This is a genomic window from Neisseria sicca, assembly GCF_017753665.1.
Classification (GTDB): domain Bacteria; phylum Pseudomonadota; class Gammaproteobacteria; order Burkholderiales; family Neisseriaceae; genus Neisseria; species Neisseria flava.
In genome coordinates, this window is sequence record NZ_CP072524.1 from 1,980,963 (window position 1) to 1,997,359 (window position 16,397).

Consider the following 16,397-nt stretch of genomic DNA (forward strand, 5'->3'; position numbering starts at 1 on the left):
ACAGAAAACAGTATAATACACTACTCAAAATGCCTATTCCGATGCCATGACCATCATTCCCAAACGATTATCGCTGCAAGATATCGTCCCGACAGAACCCCCTTTCGAGGGCAATCTTCGGGACTTTTTGCCTTTGCGGCAAATCATGGAAGACGGGAACGAAGAAGCGGTATACCGTATGTGCGGCATGTTGCTTGGCGGCAAGGAAAACCGTAGGGTATTATCAGGCATAGAATACATCGCATCCGGAGGGTTTCCGGATAAGGCATACAGGTTGCTGCATTGGAGCGACCGTTTCGGGCTGGCTGCCGACAAACTGCTGGCTGCCTACGCAGATTTCGGCGAACGCGGGTTCTCAGCGGCGCAAACCGCACTGATGCGTTATTACGCAGAACGCAACGACCTGCAATTTCTCTATTGGGCACAATGCGCCGCCCCGCAATCCCCTGAAGCGCAATACCTTATCGCGCGGCAGTATGCCTTGGCGGATAATTGGGAAAAGGCGCTAAATTGGTACAACCAGGCAGCCTCCCAGGGCTGGTCGCAGGCATGCCTGCAATTAGGGAAATCCTTCCTTTACGGCTGCGGCGTTTCTGCCGATTCTGCGCAGGCAGAAGTCTATTTGGAATATGCCGCCGAACACGGCTGGGTCGAAGCACAAATCCTGCTGGCAGATTTATTGGCTGCAAAAGGAAACCAAGACGCCCTGTCTTGGTACAGGCTTGCCGCCGTTCAGGGCAATGCGGCGGCGCAAACCGCCCTGGCACGGCAATATCTGACCGGCAAGCTGACCGACCGCGACCCGTTACAGGCATTCAAATACGCCAGAACCGCCGCAGACAGGCAGTTTCCGGACGCGTTATGCCTGATGGGCGACCTCTGCCGCTACGGACTGGGCATACGCCCCGACTTATCCGCCGCGCAACAATACTACCGCCACGCCGCCGCATTGGGCAGCATGGCCGCCGTACAGAAGCTGCTCAGCGAGGCCGCCCTGCACCAACCCGAACATTACGAAAAACTCAAATCCGAAGCCTTGCAGCGTCAGGAAACCGAGCAGCTTTGCCGCTCTGCCACCGCCTGCCTTGACGGCATCGGACAAAAAAAAGACTACGCGCGCGCACGACGGCTTTATCTGGAAGCCGCCGTCTGCAATCATGCCGATGCAGCAGCCGGGTTAGGCAAAATCTATTATCACGGTCTGGGCATTCCTGCCGATGCCGGTTCGGCGGCGTACTGGTTCGGCATAGCGGCGGAACAAAACCATCCTGAAGCGCAATATTATTCGGCATTCCTCCTCTACCACGGACAAGGTACCGCCATGAATGTTCCCGCCGCCTACGATTACCTTCAGGCGGCAGCAGACAACGGATATGGCAACCCGCAGGAACTCAGGGCAATATTGGAGCAATGGCAGTGCGAACGTTGAAGATACGCCGCCGTTGATTTCCATCCGGCAATAATAAAAGGTCGTCTGAAAACTTTCAGACGACCTTTTGTCTTTTGCCGAACTCTTTTAATCGGACAATTCCGCTTTCGATTCTTTATCTGCTTTCGCCGACCAATAAGATGCGAGCAGCGAGCCAGAAATGTTGTGCCACACGCTAAACAGCGCGCTGGGTACGGCGACGACAGGGGCTGCGGCAAAATGCGCGGCCGCCAATGCCGCACCCAAACCGGAATTCTGCATACCGACTTCGATAGCGAGCGTTTTTTGCGCATCGTACGGCAGCTTGCAGATTTTGGCTGCAAAGAAGCCGAGCAGGTAGCCGATGCCGTTGTGCAATACCACGACACCGAAAATCAACAGCCCGCTCTCAATAATTTTGCCTTTGCTCGCGCCGACGACCGCACCGATAATCAGCACAATGGCAACGACAGAAACCAAAGGCAAGGCAGCGGTAGCGCGTTCGGTCTGTTTGCGGAACACAGTATGTGCAACCACGCCGAGCGCGATGGGCAGCAACACCATTTGAACAATGGAAACAAACATCGCCTGCGCATTGATGTCGAGCATTTCACCTGCCAAAAGCAGGAAAATAGCAGGCGTCAGCAGCGGAGCCAGCAAGGTGGAAGCCGATGTAACTGCGACGGACAAGGCAACGTTGCCGCGCGCCAAAAAAGTCATCACATTGGAGGCCGTACCACCCGGACAGCAGCCGACCAAAATCACGCCCACGGCAACTTCAGCAGGCAAATTTAACAACTTGACCAAAAAATAGGCAGTCAGCGGCATAATGATAAACTGCGCTGCCACGCCGATAAGGACGGCTTTTGGATGACTGGCGACAATTTTAAAATCTGACGGCGTCAGCGTCAGCCCCATGCCGAACATAATGATGCCCAAAAGCCAAGTGATGTAAGGCAGTACCCACTTGAACAATTCGGGATCGAAGAAAGCAACGGCGGCGCACAATGCCGCCCAAAATGAGAAGGTTTTGCCGACAAAGTGGCTGATTCGTGCAATAGTGTTCATAAATAGTATGTGCGGTATCGGTTGATAAAATTATTGATTAGGAGGACAGTGAAATAAAGTAACACACAAACATCAAAATCTGTTTGGCCGTTGATATTTGTTTCACATCCGTCTAAACGCGAAGCATACACGGCTTTGTAACGGGATGTAAAGAAAAGGTCGTCTGAAAGCGTTTCAGACGACCTTTAAGCCATTCTGCCCTCACTCAAACAACCTGCCCTGCGCCAGCAACGCCTTCACGGGTGCGAAATCTCGGCGGTGTTCGGGCAGTACGCCGTATTTTTGCAGGGCGGCGAGGTGTTGCGTCGTGCCGTAACCTTTGTGTTGGTCGAAACCGTATTGCGGGTAACGTTCGGCAAGCGCGTACATTTCGGCATCACGCGCGGTTTTGGCGAGGACGGAGGCGGCGGAGATTTCGATGATTTTGCTGTCGCCCTTGACGACGGCTTCGGCGGGAATGCCCAAATCTTTCGGAACGCGGTTGCCGTCTATCAGCACCTTATCCGGCACGACCGCCAAACCTTGGACGGCGCGGGTCATCGCCAGCATGGTGGCGTGCAGGATATTGAGTTCGGCGATTTCTTCGGGCGACGCGGAGGCAATGCTCCACGAAACGGCTTGTTCTTTGATCAACACTGCCAGAGTATCGCGCTTTTTCTCGCTGAGTTTTTTCGAATCGGTCAGGCCGGGCAGGTCGTAACGTTCGGGCAGGATAACGGCGGCGGCAAACACGCTGCCGACCAACGGCCCGCGCCCTGCTTCGTCCACGCCCGCAAGGAGGATGGGAGACATATAGTTTCAGTGATAAGGTTCGGTTAACGGGAGAGGTCGTCTGAAAAGGTTTTCAGACGGCCTTTTGAATGATATGGCGGGTGCCGTTGTCATTTCTACCTGCGTGGAAGCAGCGTCGGTCTTGTAGGGTGGTTCAAGCCCGCCCTGCCCTATTTTTATGCTGTGAAACGGTTTTCGTGGGCAAAGCCCACGCTACAAAAATGGGCCTGTCAATTTCGGTGGGCATTCATGCCCGACAAGCCATATGGCCGATTCACTTAATTTTTGATGCTGCACCTATCGCCCCCGCCGTCATTCCCACACAGGCGGGAATCCAGTCCTCAACCATTCAGAACTATTTAAAGATTGTCATCATTTCAAACTTCTAGATTCCCGCCTGTGCGGGAATGACGGCGCGTGGTTTTCTGATTTGAATTTACTGCAAAACCATCAGATTCAGCCCGCAGGTCGGACATGCTCTTTATCAGGCAATAAGTATCAGAGGTCGTCTGAAAGCGTAGCTTCAACGAAGTGAAAACGAGTGCAGCGGGTTTCGCTAAAAGCCTGCTTCGGACAATACGGCTTCAGCCGCCAACGCATCGGTATCCTTGCGCAGCAGCAAATGCAGTTCGCGAAAATCCTGTTTCAGGGCAGCGGCGGCTTCGGGGTGGTCGTACCAATAAGCAACGGCGGCGGCGAGTTTTTCCGGCTCGGCATCGTGTTGCAAAAGCTCCGGTACGGCAGCTTTGTCCAACAGGATATTGGGCAGGCCGACATGCGGCACTTTGACTTTGTGTTTCACATAAAAATAGGTCAGCGGTGAAATTTTGTAGCTGATGACCATCGGTCGTTTGCACAAGGCAACTTCGAGGGTGGCGGTACCGCTGGTTACCAACACGACATCGGCGGCGGTGCAGACGGTATCGGACTGTTTGTCGGTGATGGTAACGGGAATAACGGAAAATTCGGGCTGCGCCAGAATTTCACCGATGCGCCTGCGGGTGGCGGCGGTAGCGGCGGGGAGCAGGAATTGCGCCTGCGGATAGCGTTTGAGCAGCAATAAGGCCGTCTGAAAAAACAAAGGAGCCATATAGTCGATTTCACTGACACGGCTACCCGGCAGCAAGGCGAACACGACAGCTTCGTCGGCCACACCCAACTTGGCGCGCGCGGCGGCACGGTCGTCATCCAGCGGCATGGTTTGCGCCATCGGATGACCGACAAACTCGGCTTTGCCGCCCGCGTCGAGGTAAAGCTGCGGCTCCATTGGGAACAGGCACAGCACGCGGTTGACCTGATGCACGATTTTGTTCACCCGTTCACGCCGCCACGCCCACACCGACGGGCTGACATAATGGACGGTGGGGATGCCCGCCTTTTTGAGTTTTTCCGCCACGCCCAAATTGAAATCGGGTGCGTCGATGCCGACAAAGACATCAGGCTTGATGCGGATGAGGTCGTTCACCAGCCCTTTGCGGATTTTTAGGATTTCGGGCAGGCGTTTGACCACCTCGACAAAGCCGCGCACCGCCAGTTTTTCCTGGTCGTACAGGCTCTCAAACCCTTCCGCCTTCATGCGTTCGCCGCCGATGCCGATGAATTTCGCATCGGGGCGGCGTTGTTTGATGGCGCGGATAAGGTGCGCGCCGAGCAGGTCGCCGGAGGCTTCGCCGACGCTGATGGCGATAACGGGGGAATGGTTCATCATCGTTACAGGAAAATAGATTGAGGTCGTCTGAAAAGGTTTTCAGACAACCTTAATAAGATTATTCGGCAGGAATCTGCTCAAATTCGGAAGCGGATTGCGGGAACGGTTCGGCAAAATCGGTTGCCGCAGGCGCATCGCTGTCCACCAATTCGTCGATGTCGATATTGTCATCCTCGCCTTGCGGTAATGTCCCGCCGGTTTGGCGGCTGCGCACTTTCATGTAAAGGTCGCGGGTGTAGCTGTATTTGTCGATGGCGGCGTCTTCCAAACCGTCGGTCAGGTCGAGCAGTTCTTCACGGGTGTTGATGGCCTGCAGGCCGATTGTGCCCCAGCGTCCTGCTCTGGTGTGGAAGACGGCGTTTTTAACTGGGTAGACGGTGGTAACGGCGTTGCCAATGGTATCGCGTACGGTAGATGGGCCGAACAGGGGGACAACGAAGTAGTTGCTGTTTTTCCAGCCCCATGTGGCGAAGGTGTCGCCGAGGGTGTTTTTATTGCTGGGTACGCCGCCTGCACCGGCTACGTCGATTAAACCGCCAAGGCCGAAGGTGGTGTTGATGCCGACGCGGACGAGGTCTTCGCTGGCGCGTTTGACGTCAAGGCGCAGAACGTTGCTGCCGAAGCTGACGACGTCGCGCAGGTTGTTGAAGAAGTTGATCACGCCGGTACGCACCGGTTTGGGCGTTACTTTGCGATAGCCGCGTGCGACAGGGGAAAGGACGTATTGGTCGGCCTTGTCGTTGAATTTGAAGACGGCGCGGTTGTAGCCTTCGTAAGGGTCGGCGGGGTTGGTTTCGGCAAATGCGGGTGTTGAGGCAATGCCGATGAGGAGTAGGAGTGAAGCGGTGGTTTTTTTCATGGTTTCAACCAGTCTTTGATTTCGTAAAGCTCGGACAGGGTGCGCACGGATTCGGGTATGCCTTGCAGGGTGATTTTCCCGTCAGGGCGGCGCAGTGCGTCAAGCAGCAGGGACACGCAGGCGGAATCGGCGCGTCCGACGCCGCTCAAATCGACCGCGTGGGTGTCTTTCAGACGACATTGCTGCCTGAAGCGGGTAAAGGCGTCGGCGGTCAAGGTTTTGACGGTAATGTCGCCGCTGATGTGAAGCGTGCCGTCGCGAAGTTCGGTTTGCATGGCTGTCTTGTCAACTTAATCTTGGATGATAAAACCTGAAGGTTATTGTGTGCGAAAGCCATGTCGTCTGAAAACGGACGGCATGGCTTGTCTTTGCATTATTTGCTGCCGTTTTTGGCTTTCAGCTCGGCAATCAGTCCGTCCACGCCTTTTGCTTTGATGGTTTCGCCGAATTGGTTGCGGTACACGGTTACCAAGCTCGCGCCTTCGATGGCGACGTTGTAGGCACGGTATTTGTTGCCGCTTTGGTAGGTGGTAAAGTCCATGTTGACGGGTTTTTGACCGGGTACGCTGACTTCGGCGCGGACGATGATTTCTTTGCCGCCTTTATTGACAACGGGGTTGTCTTTGACGTTGACGTTGGCGTTTTTGAATTTCAACATGGTGCCGGAGTAGGTGCGGATCAGCAGGGTTTGAAATTCTTTGGTCAACGCTTGTTTTTGCGCGTCAGACGCGGTACGCCAAGGGTTGCCGACTGCCAGCGCGGTCATGCGTTGGAAATCGAAATAGGGAATCGCGTAGGCTTCGGCTTTTTGGCGGGCGGTGTTGGCATCGCCGTTTTTTAAGATGCTCAATACTTGAGTGGCGTTTTGACGGATTTGGTTCACTGCGTCGGCAGGGGCGGCAACCGCCATGCTGATGCTCAAGATGCCGATGCTCAGTGCGCTGATGAAAGAAGTTTTTTTCATGATTAAGTGTCCTAGTTTGAATATGATGGTGTACGTTTATTCGGTTGTTTTTGCCGCATCGTCGCTGCCTGCCGCGTTTTTCTCGGCGAAGCTGGTCATGAATTTACCGATCAGGTTTTCCAGAACCATGGCGGAGCTGGTAACGGAAATGGTATCGCCCGCGGCGAGGGGTTCAGTATCGCCGCCTTGTTGCAGGCCGATATATTGTTCGCCCAACAGGCCGGAAGTCAGGATTTGCGCGGAAACGTCGCTGCTGAACTGATATTTGCTGTCCAAATCGAGGCGGACTTTTGCCTGATAGGATTTCGGGTCAAGCTCGATGGAACCGACGCGTCCGACCAATACGCCCGCGGATTTGATCGGCGCGTTGGCTTTCAGGCCGCCGATGTCGCTGAAATCGGCATATACGGTATAAGTCTTGCCGGAATTGCCGAACGCCGCGCCGCCCGCCACGCGGAAAGCGAGAAAGCCGACCGCTGCCACGCCGAGCAGGACAAACAGTCCGACCCAAAATTCCAATACATTCTTTTTCATTAAAGTTCCTTGAATATCCAATGTTCTTTGTTTCGTTTTCAGACGACCTGTCAATCCGTAAACATCAATGCGGTCAACACAAAGTCAATCGCCAAAATCGTCAGGGCGGACGAAACCACCGTGCGCGTGCTGGCGCGCAAAATACCTTCCGAGGTCGGAACGCAGTGGAAGCCCTGATGCACGGCAATCAGCGTTACCGCCACGCCGAATGCGGCGGATTTGATCAGACCGTTGATTACATCGTAATGGATCGTGATGTTGTTCTGCATTTGCGACCAGAAAATGCCGCTGTCCAAGCCCAGCCAGGTCACGCCGACCAAATACGCGCCGTAAATCCCCGCCACGTTGAAAATCGAAGCCAAAAGCGGCATGGAAAACACGCCCGCCCAAAAGCGCGGCGCAACCACGCGGGCGACAGGGTTGACCGCCATCACGTTCATCGCTTCGAGCTGTTCGGTCGTTTTCATCAAACCGATTTCGCTGGTCATCGCACCGCCCGCGCTGCTGGCAAACAGAATCGCCGCCAACACCGGACCCAGTTCGCGCAACAACGAAGCCGCGACCATATAGCCCAAAATATCGGCGGATTTGAATTTCGACAACTGCGTATAGCCCTGCAAACCCAAAACCATGCCGACGAACAGCCCTGAGACGGCAACAATCAACACCGACAGCACGCCGGCAAAATACACTTGGCGCACGCTCAGGCGCGGACGGACGAAAGCCGTACCGGATTTCGCCAGAATGTTCAGCAGAAACAGCGTAATACTGCCGAGAGATTGAATAAAGCCGAGGGTTTTCGCCCCGACGGAACGGATAAAATTCATAGGTTTCCATTACGGATTAACGGGTTTCAGACGACCTTGTAGGATGATGGTGATGGGTCGTCTGAAAAATAATTTCGGCTTCAGGCAACAACGGTACAGACGTTTCAGACGACGTCTGCAAACCGAGGTCGTCTGAAAACTACCCAAGCAAATCTTGCTGCAACGACGTTTGCGCGGGATAGCGGTATGCGACGGGGCCGTCTGCCAGCCCGCCGACAAACTGGCGCACCCAAGGCGAATCCAGTTCGCGCATTTCCTGCGGCGAGCCGGAGAACATAATTTCGCCGTGCGCCAAGAAAATCACTTGATCGACGATTTCCAAAGATTTTTCAATGTCGTGTGTCACCATAATGCTGGTCGAACGCAAAGCCTTGTTGACGCGGCTGATCAAGTGGGCAATCACGCCCAAGGAAATCGGGTCGAGGCCGGTAAACGGCTCGTCGTACAACATGATTTCAGGGTCGAGCGCGATCGTACGGGCAAGCGCGACGCGGCGCGACATCCCGCCGGACAACTCGGACGGCATCAGGTTTTCCACGCCGCGCAGACCGACCGCGTTCAATTTCAACAAAACCAAATCGTGGATAACCGCTTCCGGCAGGCGCGTCAGTTCTCGCATCGGAAAAGCGATATTGTCGAATACTGACAAATCGGTAAACAGCGCGCCATGCTGGAACAACACGCCCATGCGGCGGCGGTGTTCGTACAATTCATCAGCCGAAAAACCCGCCAAATCACGTCCTTCAATCAAAATCTTACCCGACTGAGGATGAATCTGACCCGTAATCAGCCGCATCAGCGTGGTTTTGCCGCTGCCCGAACCGCCCATCACGGCGGCAAAGTTTCCTTGGGGAATGCTGAAATTGATATTGTTCAGAATCGGACGGTCGCCATACGCGAAGGCAACGTCTTTCATTTCGATGAAGGGTACGGAACTCATGAAAGGGAAGATAAGGCGGGATGTATTTTAATTACTTGCATTGTAAAGCTTATCAAGGTGTCGGGCAATTTTCAGACGACCTTATCAAGAAAACGTCTGTTAAGAAGCGTGAAAATCATGTGTTTGGCAGAAATTTTAAGACCATTGGAATGGTTAAGATTGAAGTCTTGCAACCTGTTGTCTTCATTTCAGAACGGGGCGCGTTACAGAACTTAATAATCCTAAACATACCGTTTTTCGCCAGCGCGTGAAATTTTAAATTTATGGCAAGATTTTGTAGGCAAAGACACAACATTCTATAGTGGATTAAATTTAAATCAGGACAAGGCGACGAAGCCGCAGACAGTACAGATAGTACGGCAAGGCGAGGCAACGCCGTACTGGTTTAAAGTTAATCCACTATACAAACAAAACTTACATTTCAAATCAATTTGTGAAAGTCCTCCCATTTAAAACAAACCGGTCTGCCTGCAAAACAAAGTTTGTTTCACAGACAGACCGGTGATTGACTACGTCAATTAAGCAGCGATTTTTTCGCACTCTTTGATGCAGGCAAGGCAAGACTCATAGCATTGTTTGCATTCTGCATGATGACCTGCGTGTTGTTTGCACGCTGCGGCACATTGTTTGCACGCTTCGACGCAGACTTTTGCCAAAGAAGGGGTCAGCGGAGAGTTTTGGGCGGCAAGGTTTTGCAGCGCGCCGCACAAAGCCAGCATTTGGTTGACGCCTGTTGCGCAGTCTTTCATAGAAGTATCGCCTTGGCTCAGCAGTCGGATGCAGTGTGCCAAACAGATTTGACCTGCTTCAACACAGTGGGCAGCCGCTTTTCTGGCTGCTTCATAGGTTTTGGACGCAGCAGCAGGAGCAGCGTGGGAATGACCTTTATGGCTATGATTTCCGTGAGCGCGGGCGAATGAGGCGGCGGCTGCCAAAGAAACGGCTGTACCACCCAAGAATTGACGACGGTTCATACTGTATTTCCTTATATAATCATTGATATGCAGTTAAACATAACGAATCGCCAAAATCGAAGACAGTGGCTTTCTGCGCATCATTGATGTCGTCTGAAATCAGCCGCTTATTCGGATTTTGAGCGATTACACTACACTTACCGACGCAATCCTATCATTCAGCCGTTCGGCAGACAATAGGTCGAAAGTCGAGACTATACTTAATGAAGTATAAAAAGGCAAAGCCTCCAATATTCTAAACTATAAAAAGCCTGCCAACGATGTGGCAGGCTTTTTTAACAGAATGAATTATTTGTCCGAATTATTTTGACGACGCAAAATAGCCGGAATTTCAAAATCGTCTAAAACGGATTGGTTACTGAAATCCGCGGCAGTCAAATTCATTGAGCGGATACCTCTGTTGGTACGAACCAAGCCATCCACATTACCAGCTTGCGCAGAGTGAGCTGCTTCGGCATTTCCGCTAACCAATTTTTGTGTACGGACTGCCGCACGCATTTGGTTTTCGCTGCCGTTTTCTTTCAGACCAGTCGCAATAATGGTTACGCGAATAGCGTCTTCGCCCATATTGTCGTCTTCGGCAGTACCGTATTTACATTCAGCTTCAGGATGTGCATTCTCGTTAACCACTTTCATGATTTCACGATATTCGGACATTTTCAGGCAATCCGGAGCGGTAGTGATGTTCACCAATACGCCGCGCGCACCATCCAAAGTTACATTATCCAATAACGGGCTGGAAATCGCTTGTTCGGTTGCCAAACGGGCGCGGTCGATGCCTTGTGCAAAACCAGAACCCATCATGGCGATACCTTTGATGCCCATTACGTTTTTAACGTCGGCGAAGTCAAGGTTGATGAAACCGGGACGGGTAACTACTTCGGAAATACCAGCTACGGCATCACGCAGGACGTTGTCCGCAGCGCGGAACGCTTCACGCATGGTCACGTCTTCGCCCAATGCAGTCATCAGTTTATCGTTCGGGATGATAATCAATGAATCGACCTGACCTTTGAGCTGCTCCAAACCTTCTTGGGCGATGTGTACGCGTTTACCTTCGTAGCCGAACGGACGGGTAACAACCGCAACGGTCAGAATACCCATTTCTTTGGCAATCTCGGCAACCACAGGAGCCGCACCGGTACCGGTACCGCCACCCATACCGGTGGTGATGAACAACATATTTGCGCCGCGAATAGCATCTTCGATGGCTTCGCGATCTTCTTGTGCCGCAGCACGGCCGATTTCAGGATTGGCACCTGCGCCCAAACCACGGGTCAGGTTGGTACCCAACTGGATGCGTTTTGCCGCATTATTTTTGCCCAAAGATTGGGCATCAGTATTGGCACTAATAAATTCAACACCTTGGATGATGTTGGCAATCATGTTGTTAATAGCATTGCAACCACCGCCACCCAAGCCGATTACTTTAATGACCGCAGGGCTTGCGGCTGATTCAGCTACGTCGTAAACAAATTCCATTCAAATGACTCCTGCGCGCCCTGCATCGAGGACGGTCCAAAAATTAGATATTATCCGTATTATATAAGAAGTATTCCGACGCTGGCAAAATACTTCTTATTCATTCACCATTGCCGTCATTTTTTTACTACATTTTTTAACGAAAGCATACAGGTTCTTAATTGTTGAAAGTAGTTTCATTCCGACAACAACTCATTTTCCCTGTAAGCAAAGTAACGGAACGATCAGAAATTGTCTTTAACGAATTTCATCAGTTTTGCCCACAAACTGATTTTTTCAGTCTGATCATGAACCACAATCGCACCGGTCACCGGCGCGCCGTCTTCCTCACCTCTTGCCGCCTGCAAAAGACCGATGGCGGTTGAGTAGCGCGGATTGCGGATGCGTTCGGATACACCACCCATTTCTTGAGGCACGCCGATGCGTGCAGGCAGGCCGAACACTTCTTCGGCAAGCTCAACAATACCGGTCAGCATAGATGCGCCGCCGGTCAGAACGATACCTGACGTGAGGACTTCTTCAGGGAAGCCGGAACGGCGCAATTCGTTCAGGGTCAATTCCAAAATTTCTTCAACGCGCGGACCGATGACGCTTGCCAAAACGCGGCGTGAAATCTGACGGGGCTGACGGTCGCCGACGCTAGGGACTTCAACCATTTCGTCCAAGCCTTCCATATCAGGAATCGCGACGCCGTAGTGGATTTTAATGTATTCGGCAGCGCTGTGCGGGGTGCGCAGTGCTTGTGCCAAGTCTTTGGTAATCAAATCGCCCGCCACGGGAATCACGGCAGTATGGCGGATGGCGCCGTTGGTATAAACGGCAATATCGGTCGTACCGCCGCCGATGTCGATGACACACACGCCCAAATCTTTTTCGTCTTCAGTCAAAACAGCCTGACCGCTCGCCAAAGGCTGAAGCATGATTTGATCCATTTGCAAACCGCAACGATGGATACATTTTTGGATGTTTTGCAGGGCGGTATTGGCACCAGTAATGATATGTACGCGGGTATCGAGTCGGACGCCGCTCATACCGATAGGTTCTTTGACACCGGGTTGGTTGTCGATAATGTACTCTTGTACCACGGTATGCAGGATATTGTGATCCGGCGGGATATTGATGGCTTTGGCGGTTTCAATGGCGCGGTCGATATCGGCTTGCGAAACTTCCCCGTCCTTAATTTTGACAACCCCTTGCGAATTCAAGCTGCGGATATGGTTGCCTGCGATACCGGTTGTAACGTGGCTGATTTTGGTGTCCGCCATCAATTCTGCTTCATTGACCGCCTGCTGAATGGCTTGGGCTGTTGCGTCGATATTGGTTACCATGCCTGCTTTCAGGCCGCGAGATGGTGCCTGCCCGAGTCCGACAATATGGATTTCGTTGTCGTCTTGTACTTCGCCAATCAGGGCGATGACTTTGGATGTGCCGATATCGAGGGCACTGATATATTTACCTTGTTGTTCCATTATATTTGCTCGTTATTTCGCTGGAGTTATAACTATTTGTCTGTATTGGCAATAGTTGCTTCACGTTGTTTGTTTGGCTTTAGTCGTCTGAAACATTTTCAGACGACGTCTCTGATGTGTAACGCACGGAAAATCCGTCTTTATACCGCATATCAACGTAGGATAACCGATTTTGATTTTTACGCAACAGCGTTGGCCAAATTTCGGCGAAAAGCTGTAAGCGTTTGATTTCGTTTTCCCTTCCCAGTCTGACGGTAATCCCATTGTCTAAGACCACCAACCAAGCGGAGCGCGGCGTATAAATCAGTTCTTTAATCGCCAAATTTTGCCGGCGGAGGATGCCGGAAAATTCTTCGTAGTGTTTGACCATGTCCTTGCCTGTACCCGGCTGTCCTTCAAAAACGGGCAACTTGGCTTTGAGCTTGGCGTCAAACACATTGCCTTTGGTATCGACCAAACCGCCGCTGCGCCAATGGGCAACAGGCACGCGCTCGGTCAAATGGATTTCGACGGTATCGGGGAAGCGGCGGCGCACCATAGCGGAATCCACCCACGGCAGCTTTTGAAAGGCCGCCTGAATACCGTCCAAATCGGCACGGAAAATATTGCCGCGCGTATGCTGTTGAGCGGCGCGCTGAAGGGCTTTTCCGTCAGAATAAGTCAGCTTGCCCTGTATGGACACTTGTTTGACGGGAAAATGATTGGAGTTGTATAGCCAGGCTATGCAGGTACCGATGAGCATCAATGCCATCAGCAGCAACAGCCAGCGGGTCAGCCGACCCAGTGCGCTTGCGTCATCCCACATGTGCGGTTTTCAAAATTTCAATACATAAATCGGCAAAATCCACGCCGGTATGGGCGGCGGATTTCGGTACTAAACTGTGGCTCGTCATACCGGGCAGCGTGTTGATTTCCAAGAGGTAAAGTTTACCGTCGGTATCTTTGAGGAAATCGACGCGCACGCACCCATCTGCCCCGATTGCCTGCGCCCCGCGGACTGCCAGAGAGCGCATCAGGTTTTCTTCAGCCTCGCTCAAGTCTTCGGACGGACATTGATAAATAGTGTCGTCACGGTTGTATTTGGCTTCGTAGTCATAGAACTCAGTCGCTGGGATGATGTGTATGCTGGGCAGGCCTTTACCGTTCAACACGGGACAGGAGTATTCGCCGCCGCCGATGAATCTCTCGGCAATAATTTCGCCTTGAAGGTGTTTCAATTCTTCGTAAACGCTTTTCAGACGACCTTTTTCTTTGACTTTCACAACGCCGACACTACTACCTTCGGCTGCCGGTTTAACAAACATAGGCAAGCCGAGTTGCTGTTCGACGGCATCGAAATCGGAGTCTTCGTGCAAGACGGCAAACTCAGGAACAGGCAGCCCCAAGGCTTGCCAAATCAGTTTGCAGCGGTATTTGTCCATGCCGATGGCGGAAGCGGCGACACCGCTGCCGGTATAAGGAATGCCCAACAATTCCAACGCGCCCTGAACGGCACCGTCTTCGCCGTAAGTACCGTGAAGGATATTGAAAGCAGTTTGGAAACCTTGGGTTTTCAATTCCGCCAAGGGTGTTTCTTTAGGATCGAAGGCGTGTGCGTCTATGCCTTTGCTTTTTAAGGCATTCAAAATGGCAGCACCGCTATCCAGCGAGATTTCGCGTTCGCTGGAAAAGCCGCCCATCAATACGGCTACTTTGCCAAAATTCTGCATTGTTTTTGTTCTTTCTTGATTGCTTCATTTTTTGATACAGGTCGTCTGAAAACAAATCGGGTTTTCAGACGACCTTAATCTTGTTTATTCGCCTGATGGAACATCGCTTCATCAGGCAATTATCGCGGCATCACGCTAAAAGTTTGCGCCTCAGGCTTTTTTCGACAACTCCAACATCGCGGCAGGCACGCGGTTGATACTGCCTGCACCCATGTTCAACACAACATCGCCGTCCTGCAAAACGTTCAACAGCATTTCGGGCAAGTCGGCGACGTTTTCGCAGTAAATCGGCTCAAGTTTGCCCAATACGCGGATGGCGCGGGCAAGGGCGCGGGAGTCGGCGGCGGCAATCGGTTCTTCGCCGGCGGCATAAACTTCAGTCAACACCAGCGCATCAACGGTATTGAGGACTTTGGTGAAGTCTTCGAACAAATCGCGCGTGCGGGTATAGCGGTGCGGCTGGAAGGCAAGCACCAAACGTTTTTCCGGATACGCGCCGCGTGCGGCGGAGAGGGTCGCCGCCATTTCGACGGGATGGTGTCCGTAATCATCCACCAAAAGCGCGGTTCCGCCGTTGGGCAGCTTGATTTCGCCGTATTTTTGGAAGCGGCGACCAACTCCTTCGAAACCGAGCAAGCCGCGCTGAATCGCTTCGACGGATGCGCCGACTTCCAGCGCCACGCCGATGGCTGCCAAGGCATTGAGGACATTGTGTCTGCCGGGCATGTTCAACACAACTTCAAACGGCGCTTGTTCAGATCCTTTCATTTGGACATGAACGGTAAATTTCATTTGCGCGCCGACGCTTTCGATGTCGGTCGCGTAAATATCGGCGGTATCGTCCAAGCCGTAAGTGGCGTAAGGTTTGCTCACTTTGGGCAAAATCGCACGGACATGTTCGCTGTCGATACACAAAAACGCTTTACCGTAGAACGGCATACGGTGGATAAAATCAACAAACGCCTGATGCAGTTTTTCGACGCTGTGTCCGTAGGTATCCATGTGGTCTTCGTCGATATTGGTGACGACGGACATAATCGGGGTCAGATGCAGGAAGGACGCATCGGACTCGTCGGCTTCGGCGACGATGTATTCGCCTTTGCCCAAACGGGCGTTGGTACCTGCAGCATTGAGTTTGCCGCCGATAACGAAAGTGGGGTCGAGACCAGCCGCACCGAGAATGGAAGCGGTCAGACTGGTGGTCGTGGTTTTGCCGTGCGTACCGGCGATGGCGATGCCGTCACGGAAGCGCATCAGTTCCGCCAGCATCAGGGCGCGGGGAATGACGGGGATTTGCTGCTCCAGCGCAGCGACGACTTCGGGATTGTCTTTTTTGACGGCGGTAGAAGTTACGACAACATCCGCGCCGTTGACGTGTTCGGCGGTATGACCGGGATAAACTTGAATACCCAAGCTGCTCAAATGCTCGGTAACCGCATTTCGCGCCTGATCCGAACCGGAAACTTTAAAGCCCAAATTGTGTAAGACTTCGGCGATACCGCTCATGCCGACGCCGCCGATACCGACAAAATGGATGTTGGTAACTCGATTTTTCATCATGATGTTGCGTTCCGGTGGATTTTCGATGCGTAAAGGCGTTATTTTAAAGGGCTATCCGCTTCTGCGCCATAGTTTTCTTGTAAATTAAAGATGTTTTGGCATACAGGATTTCACATTGGTGGCA

The 16,397-nt window shown here is 52.5% G+C and carries 16 protein-coding genes and 1 pseudogene; 2 read left to right on the top strand and 15 right to left on the bottom strand.

Annotated features, from left to right (window positions below; genetic code table 11):
- The first annotated feature begins 145 nt into the window (after nucleotides 1–145).
- Entirely contained in the window at nucleotides 146–1,429 is a 1,284-nt protein-coding gene (locus J7445_RS09360) for a tetratricopeptide repeat protein (protein WP_244969475.1), read from the top strand.
- Between the two features lie 87 nt (nucleotides 1,430–1,516).
- Here the strand turns inward: J7445_RS09360 and J7445_RS09365 are convergent, their stop codons facing one another.
- The 9 genes from J7445_RS09365 to J7445_RS09405 form a co-directional block, all read right to left on the bottom strand.
- The gene (locus J7445_RS09365; RefSeq protein ID WP_049225424.1) at nucleotides 1,517–2,476 is read right to left on the bottom strand and encodes a bile acid:sodium symporter family protein; all 960 of its coding nucleotides are present in this window, start codon (nucleotides 2,474–2,476) and stop codon (nucleotides 1,517–1,519) included.
- 201 nt (nucleotides 2,477–2,677) lie between these two features.
- Complete coding sequence (gene rnhB, locus J7445_RS09370; protein ID WP_070656332.1) at nucleotides 2,678–3,268, bottom strand: ribonuclease HII; 591 nt, start codon at nucleotides 3,266–3,268, stop codon at nucleotides 2,678–2,680.
- Nucleotides 3,269–3,803: 535 nt separating this feature from the next.
- Nucleotides 3,804–4,952, bottom strand: a complete 1,149-nt coding sequence (gene lpxB, locus J7445_RS09375; protein ID WP_396954298.1) for a lipid-A-disaccharide synthase — start codon at nucleotides 4,950–4,952, stop codon at nucleotides 3,804–3,806.
- A gap of 61 nt (nucleotides 4,953–5,013) precedes the next feature.
- A complete protein-coding gene (locus J7445_RS09380; protein ID WP_070538724.1) occupies nucleotides 5,014–5,814 on the bottom strand; it encodes an MlaA family lipoprotein in 801 nt (266 codons plus the stop codon).
- Nucleotides 5,811–6,089, bottom strand: a complete 279-nt coding sequence (locus J7445_RS09385) for an STAS domain-containing protein (protein ID WP_003742849.1) — start codon at nucleotides 6,087–6,089, stop codon at nucleotides 5,811–5,813. The genes J7445_RS09380 and J7445_RS09385 overlap by 4 nt, the downstream gene beginning before the upstream one ends.
- 98 nt (nucleotides 6,090–6,187) lie before the next feature.
- A complete protein-coding gene (locus J7445_RS09390; protein WP_045075293.1) occupies nucleotides 6,188–6,778 on the bottom strand; it encodes an MlaC/ttg2D family ABC transporter substrate-binding protein in 591 nt (196 codons plus the stop codon).
- A gap of 36 nt (nucleotides 6,779–6,814) precedes the next feature.
- Nucleotides 6,815–7,312: an outer membrane lipid asymmetry maintenance protein MlaD gene (mlaD, locus tag J7445_RS09395; protein WP_070538725.1), complete on the bottom strand. Its 498-nt coding sequence runs from the start codon at nucleotides 7,310–7,312 to the stop codon at nucleotides 6,815–6,817.
- A 50-nt stretch (nucleotides 7,313–7,362) separates the two neighbouring features.
- Nucleotides 7,363–8,139 (bottom strand): lipid asymmetry maintenance ABC transporter permease subunit MlaE, encoded by a 777-nt coding sequence (mlaE, locus tag J7445_RS09400; protein WP_003760565.1) that lies wholly within the window; start codon nucleotides 8,137–8,139, stop codon nucleotides 7,363–7,365.
- Between the two features lie 139 nt (nucleotides 8,140–8,278).
- Nucleotides 8,279–9,079, bottom strand: a complete 801-nt coding sequence (locus J7445_RS09405) for an ABC transporter ATP-binding protein (protein WP_070538726.1) — start codon at nucleotides 9,077–9,079, stop codon at nucleotides 8,279–8,281.
- Between the two features lie 291 nt (nucleotides 9,080–9,370).
- Here J7445_RS09405 and J7445_RS12600 point away from each other — a divergent pair.
- A pseudogene (locus tag J7445_RS12600) lies at nucleotides 9,371–9,484 on the top strand (IS5/IS1182 family transposase); the annotation flags it as partial.
- 113 nt (nucleotides 9,485–9,597) lie between these two features.
- Here the strand turns inward: J7445_RS12600 and J7445_RS09410 are convergent.
- The 6 genes from J7445_RS09410 to murC all read right to left on the bottom strand — a co-directional run bounded on the left by J7445_RS09410 (nucleotide 9,598) and on the right by murC (nucleotide 16,273).
- Entirely contained in the window at nucleotides 9,598–10,053 is a 456-nt protein-coding gene (locus J7445_RS09410; RefSeq protein ID WP_049230819.1) for a four-helix bundle copper-binding protein, read from the bottom strand.
- 288 nt (nucleotides 10,054–10,341) lie between these two features.
- Nucleotides 10,342–11,535 carry a cell division protein FtsZ gene (gene ftsZ, locus J7445_RS09415; RefSeq protein WP_019271552.1) on the bottom strand — a complete coding sequence of 398 codons (1,194 nt, stop codon included), beginning with the start codon at nucleotides 11,533–11,535 and terminating at the stop codon, nucleotides 10,342–10,344.
- Between the two features lie 224 nt (nucleotides 11,536–11,759).
- Nucleotides 11,760–13,004 carry a cell division protein FtsA gene (gene ftsA, locus J7445_RS09420; protein ID WP_019271553.1) on the bottom strand — a complete coding sequence of 415 codons (1,245 nt, stop codon included), beginning with the start codon at nucleotides 13,002–13,004 and terminating at the stop codon, nucleotides 11,760–11,762.
- 79 nt (nucleotides 13,005–13,083) lie between these two features.
- Nucleotides 13,084–13,809 (bottom strand): cell division protein FtsQ/DivIB, encoded by a 726-nt coding sequence (locus J7445_RS09425; RefSeq protein WP_070656324.1) that lies wholly within the window; start codon nucleotides 13,807–13,809, stop codon nucleotides 13,084–13,086.
- Nucleotides 13,799–14,713 carry a D-alanine--D-alanine ligase gene (locus tag J7445_RS09430; protein ID WP_070538728.1) on the bottom strand — a complete coding sequence of 305 codons (915 nt, stop codon included), beginning with the start codon at nucleotides 14,711–14,713 and terminating at the stop codon, nucleotides 13,799–13,801. Before J7445_RS09430 ends, J7445_RS09425 begins: the two co-directional genes overlap by 11 nt.
- Before the next feature lie 150 nt (nucleotides 14,714–14,863).
- A complete protein-coding gene (gene murC, locus J7445_RS09435) occupies nucleotides 14,864–16,273 on the bottom strand; it encodes a UDP-N-acetylmuramate--L-alanine ligase (RefSeq protein ID WP_070538729.1) in 1,410 nt (469 codons plus the stop codon).
- Between the last annotated feature and the right edge of the window lie 124 nt (nucleotides 16,274–16,397).

Excerpts from the sequence above, each read along its gene's own strand:
- lpxB (WP_396954298.1), bottom strand. The coding sequence starts at position 4,952 with ATGAACCATTCCCCCGTTATCGCCATCAGCGTCGGCGAAGCCTCCGGC.
- murC (WP_070538729.1), bottom strand. The coding sequence starts at position 16,273 with ATGATGAAAAATCGAGTTACCAACATCCATTTTGTCGGTATCGGCGGC.
- mlaD (WP_070538725.1), bottom strand. The coding sequence starts at position 7,312 with ATGAAAAAGAATGTATTGGAATTTTGGGTCGGACTGTTTGTCCTGCTC.
- mlaE (WP_003760565.1), bottom strand. The coding sequence starts at position 8,139 with ATGAATTTTATCCGTTCCGTCGGGGCGAAAACCCTCGGCTTTATTCAA.
- ftsZ (WP_019271552.1), bottom strand. The coding sequence starts at position 11,535 with ATGGAATTTGTTTACGACGTAGCTGAATCAGCCGCAAGCCCTGCGGTC.
- J7445_RS09360 (WP_244969475.1), top strand. The coding sequence starts at position 146 with ATGGAAGACGGGAACGAAGAAGCGGTATACCGTATGTGCGGCATGTTG.
- J7445_RS09380 (WP_070538724.1), bottom strand. The coding sequence starts at position 5,814 with ATGAAAAAAACCACCGCTTCACTCCTACTCCTCATCGGCATTGCCTCA.
- J7445_RS09405 (WP_070538726.1), bottom strand. The coding sequence starts at position 9,079 with ATGAGTTCCGTACCCTTCATCGAAATGAAAGACGTTGCCTTCGCGTAT.
- J7445_RS09390 (WP_045075293.1), bottom strand. The coding sequence starts at position 6,778 with ATGAAAAAAACTTCTTTCATCAGCGCACTGAGCATCGGCATCTTGAGC.
- J7445_RS09425 (WP_070656324.1), bottom strand. The coding sequence starts at position 13,809 with ATGTGGGATGACGCAAGCGCACTGGGTCGGCTGACCCGCTGGCTGTTG.
- J7445_RS09410 (WP_049230819.1), bottom strand. The coding sequence starts at position 10,053 with ATGAACCGTCGTCAATTCTTGGGTGGTACAGCCGTTTCTTTGGCAGCC.
- J7445_RS09385 (WP_003742849.1), bottom strand. The coding sequence starts at position 6,089 with ATGCAAACCGAACTTCGCGACGGCACGCTTCACATCAGCGGCGACATT.
- J7445_RS09365 (WP_049225424.1), bottom strand. The coding sequence starts at position 2,476 with ATGAACACTATTGCACGAATCAGCCACTTTGTCGGCAAAACCTTCTCA.
- ftsA (WP_019271553.1), bottom strand. The coding sequence starts at position 13,004 with ATGGAACAACAAGGTAAATATATCAGTGCCCTCGATATCGGCACATCC.
- rnhB (WP_070656332.1), bottom strand. The coding sequence starts at position 3,268 with ATGTCTCCCATCCTCCTTGCGGGCGTGGACGAAGCAGGGCGCGGGCCG.
- J7445_RS09430 (WP_070538728.1), bottom strand. The coding sequence starts at position 14,713 with ATGCAGAATTTTGGCAAAGTAGCCGTATTGATGGGCGGCTTTTCCAGC.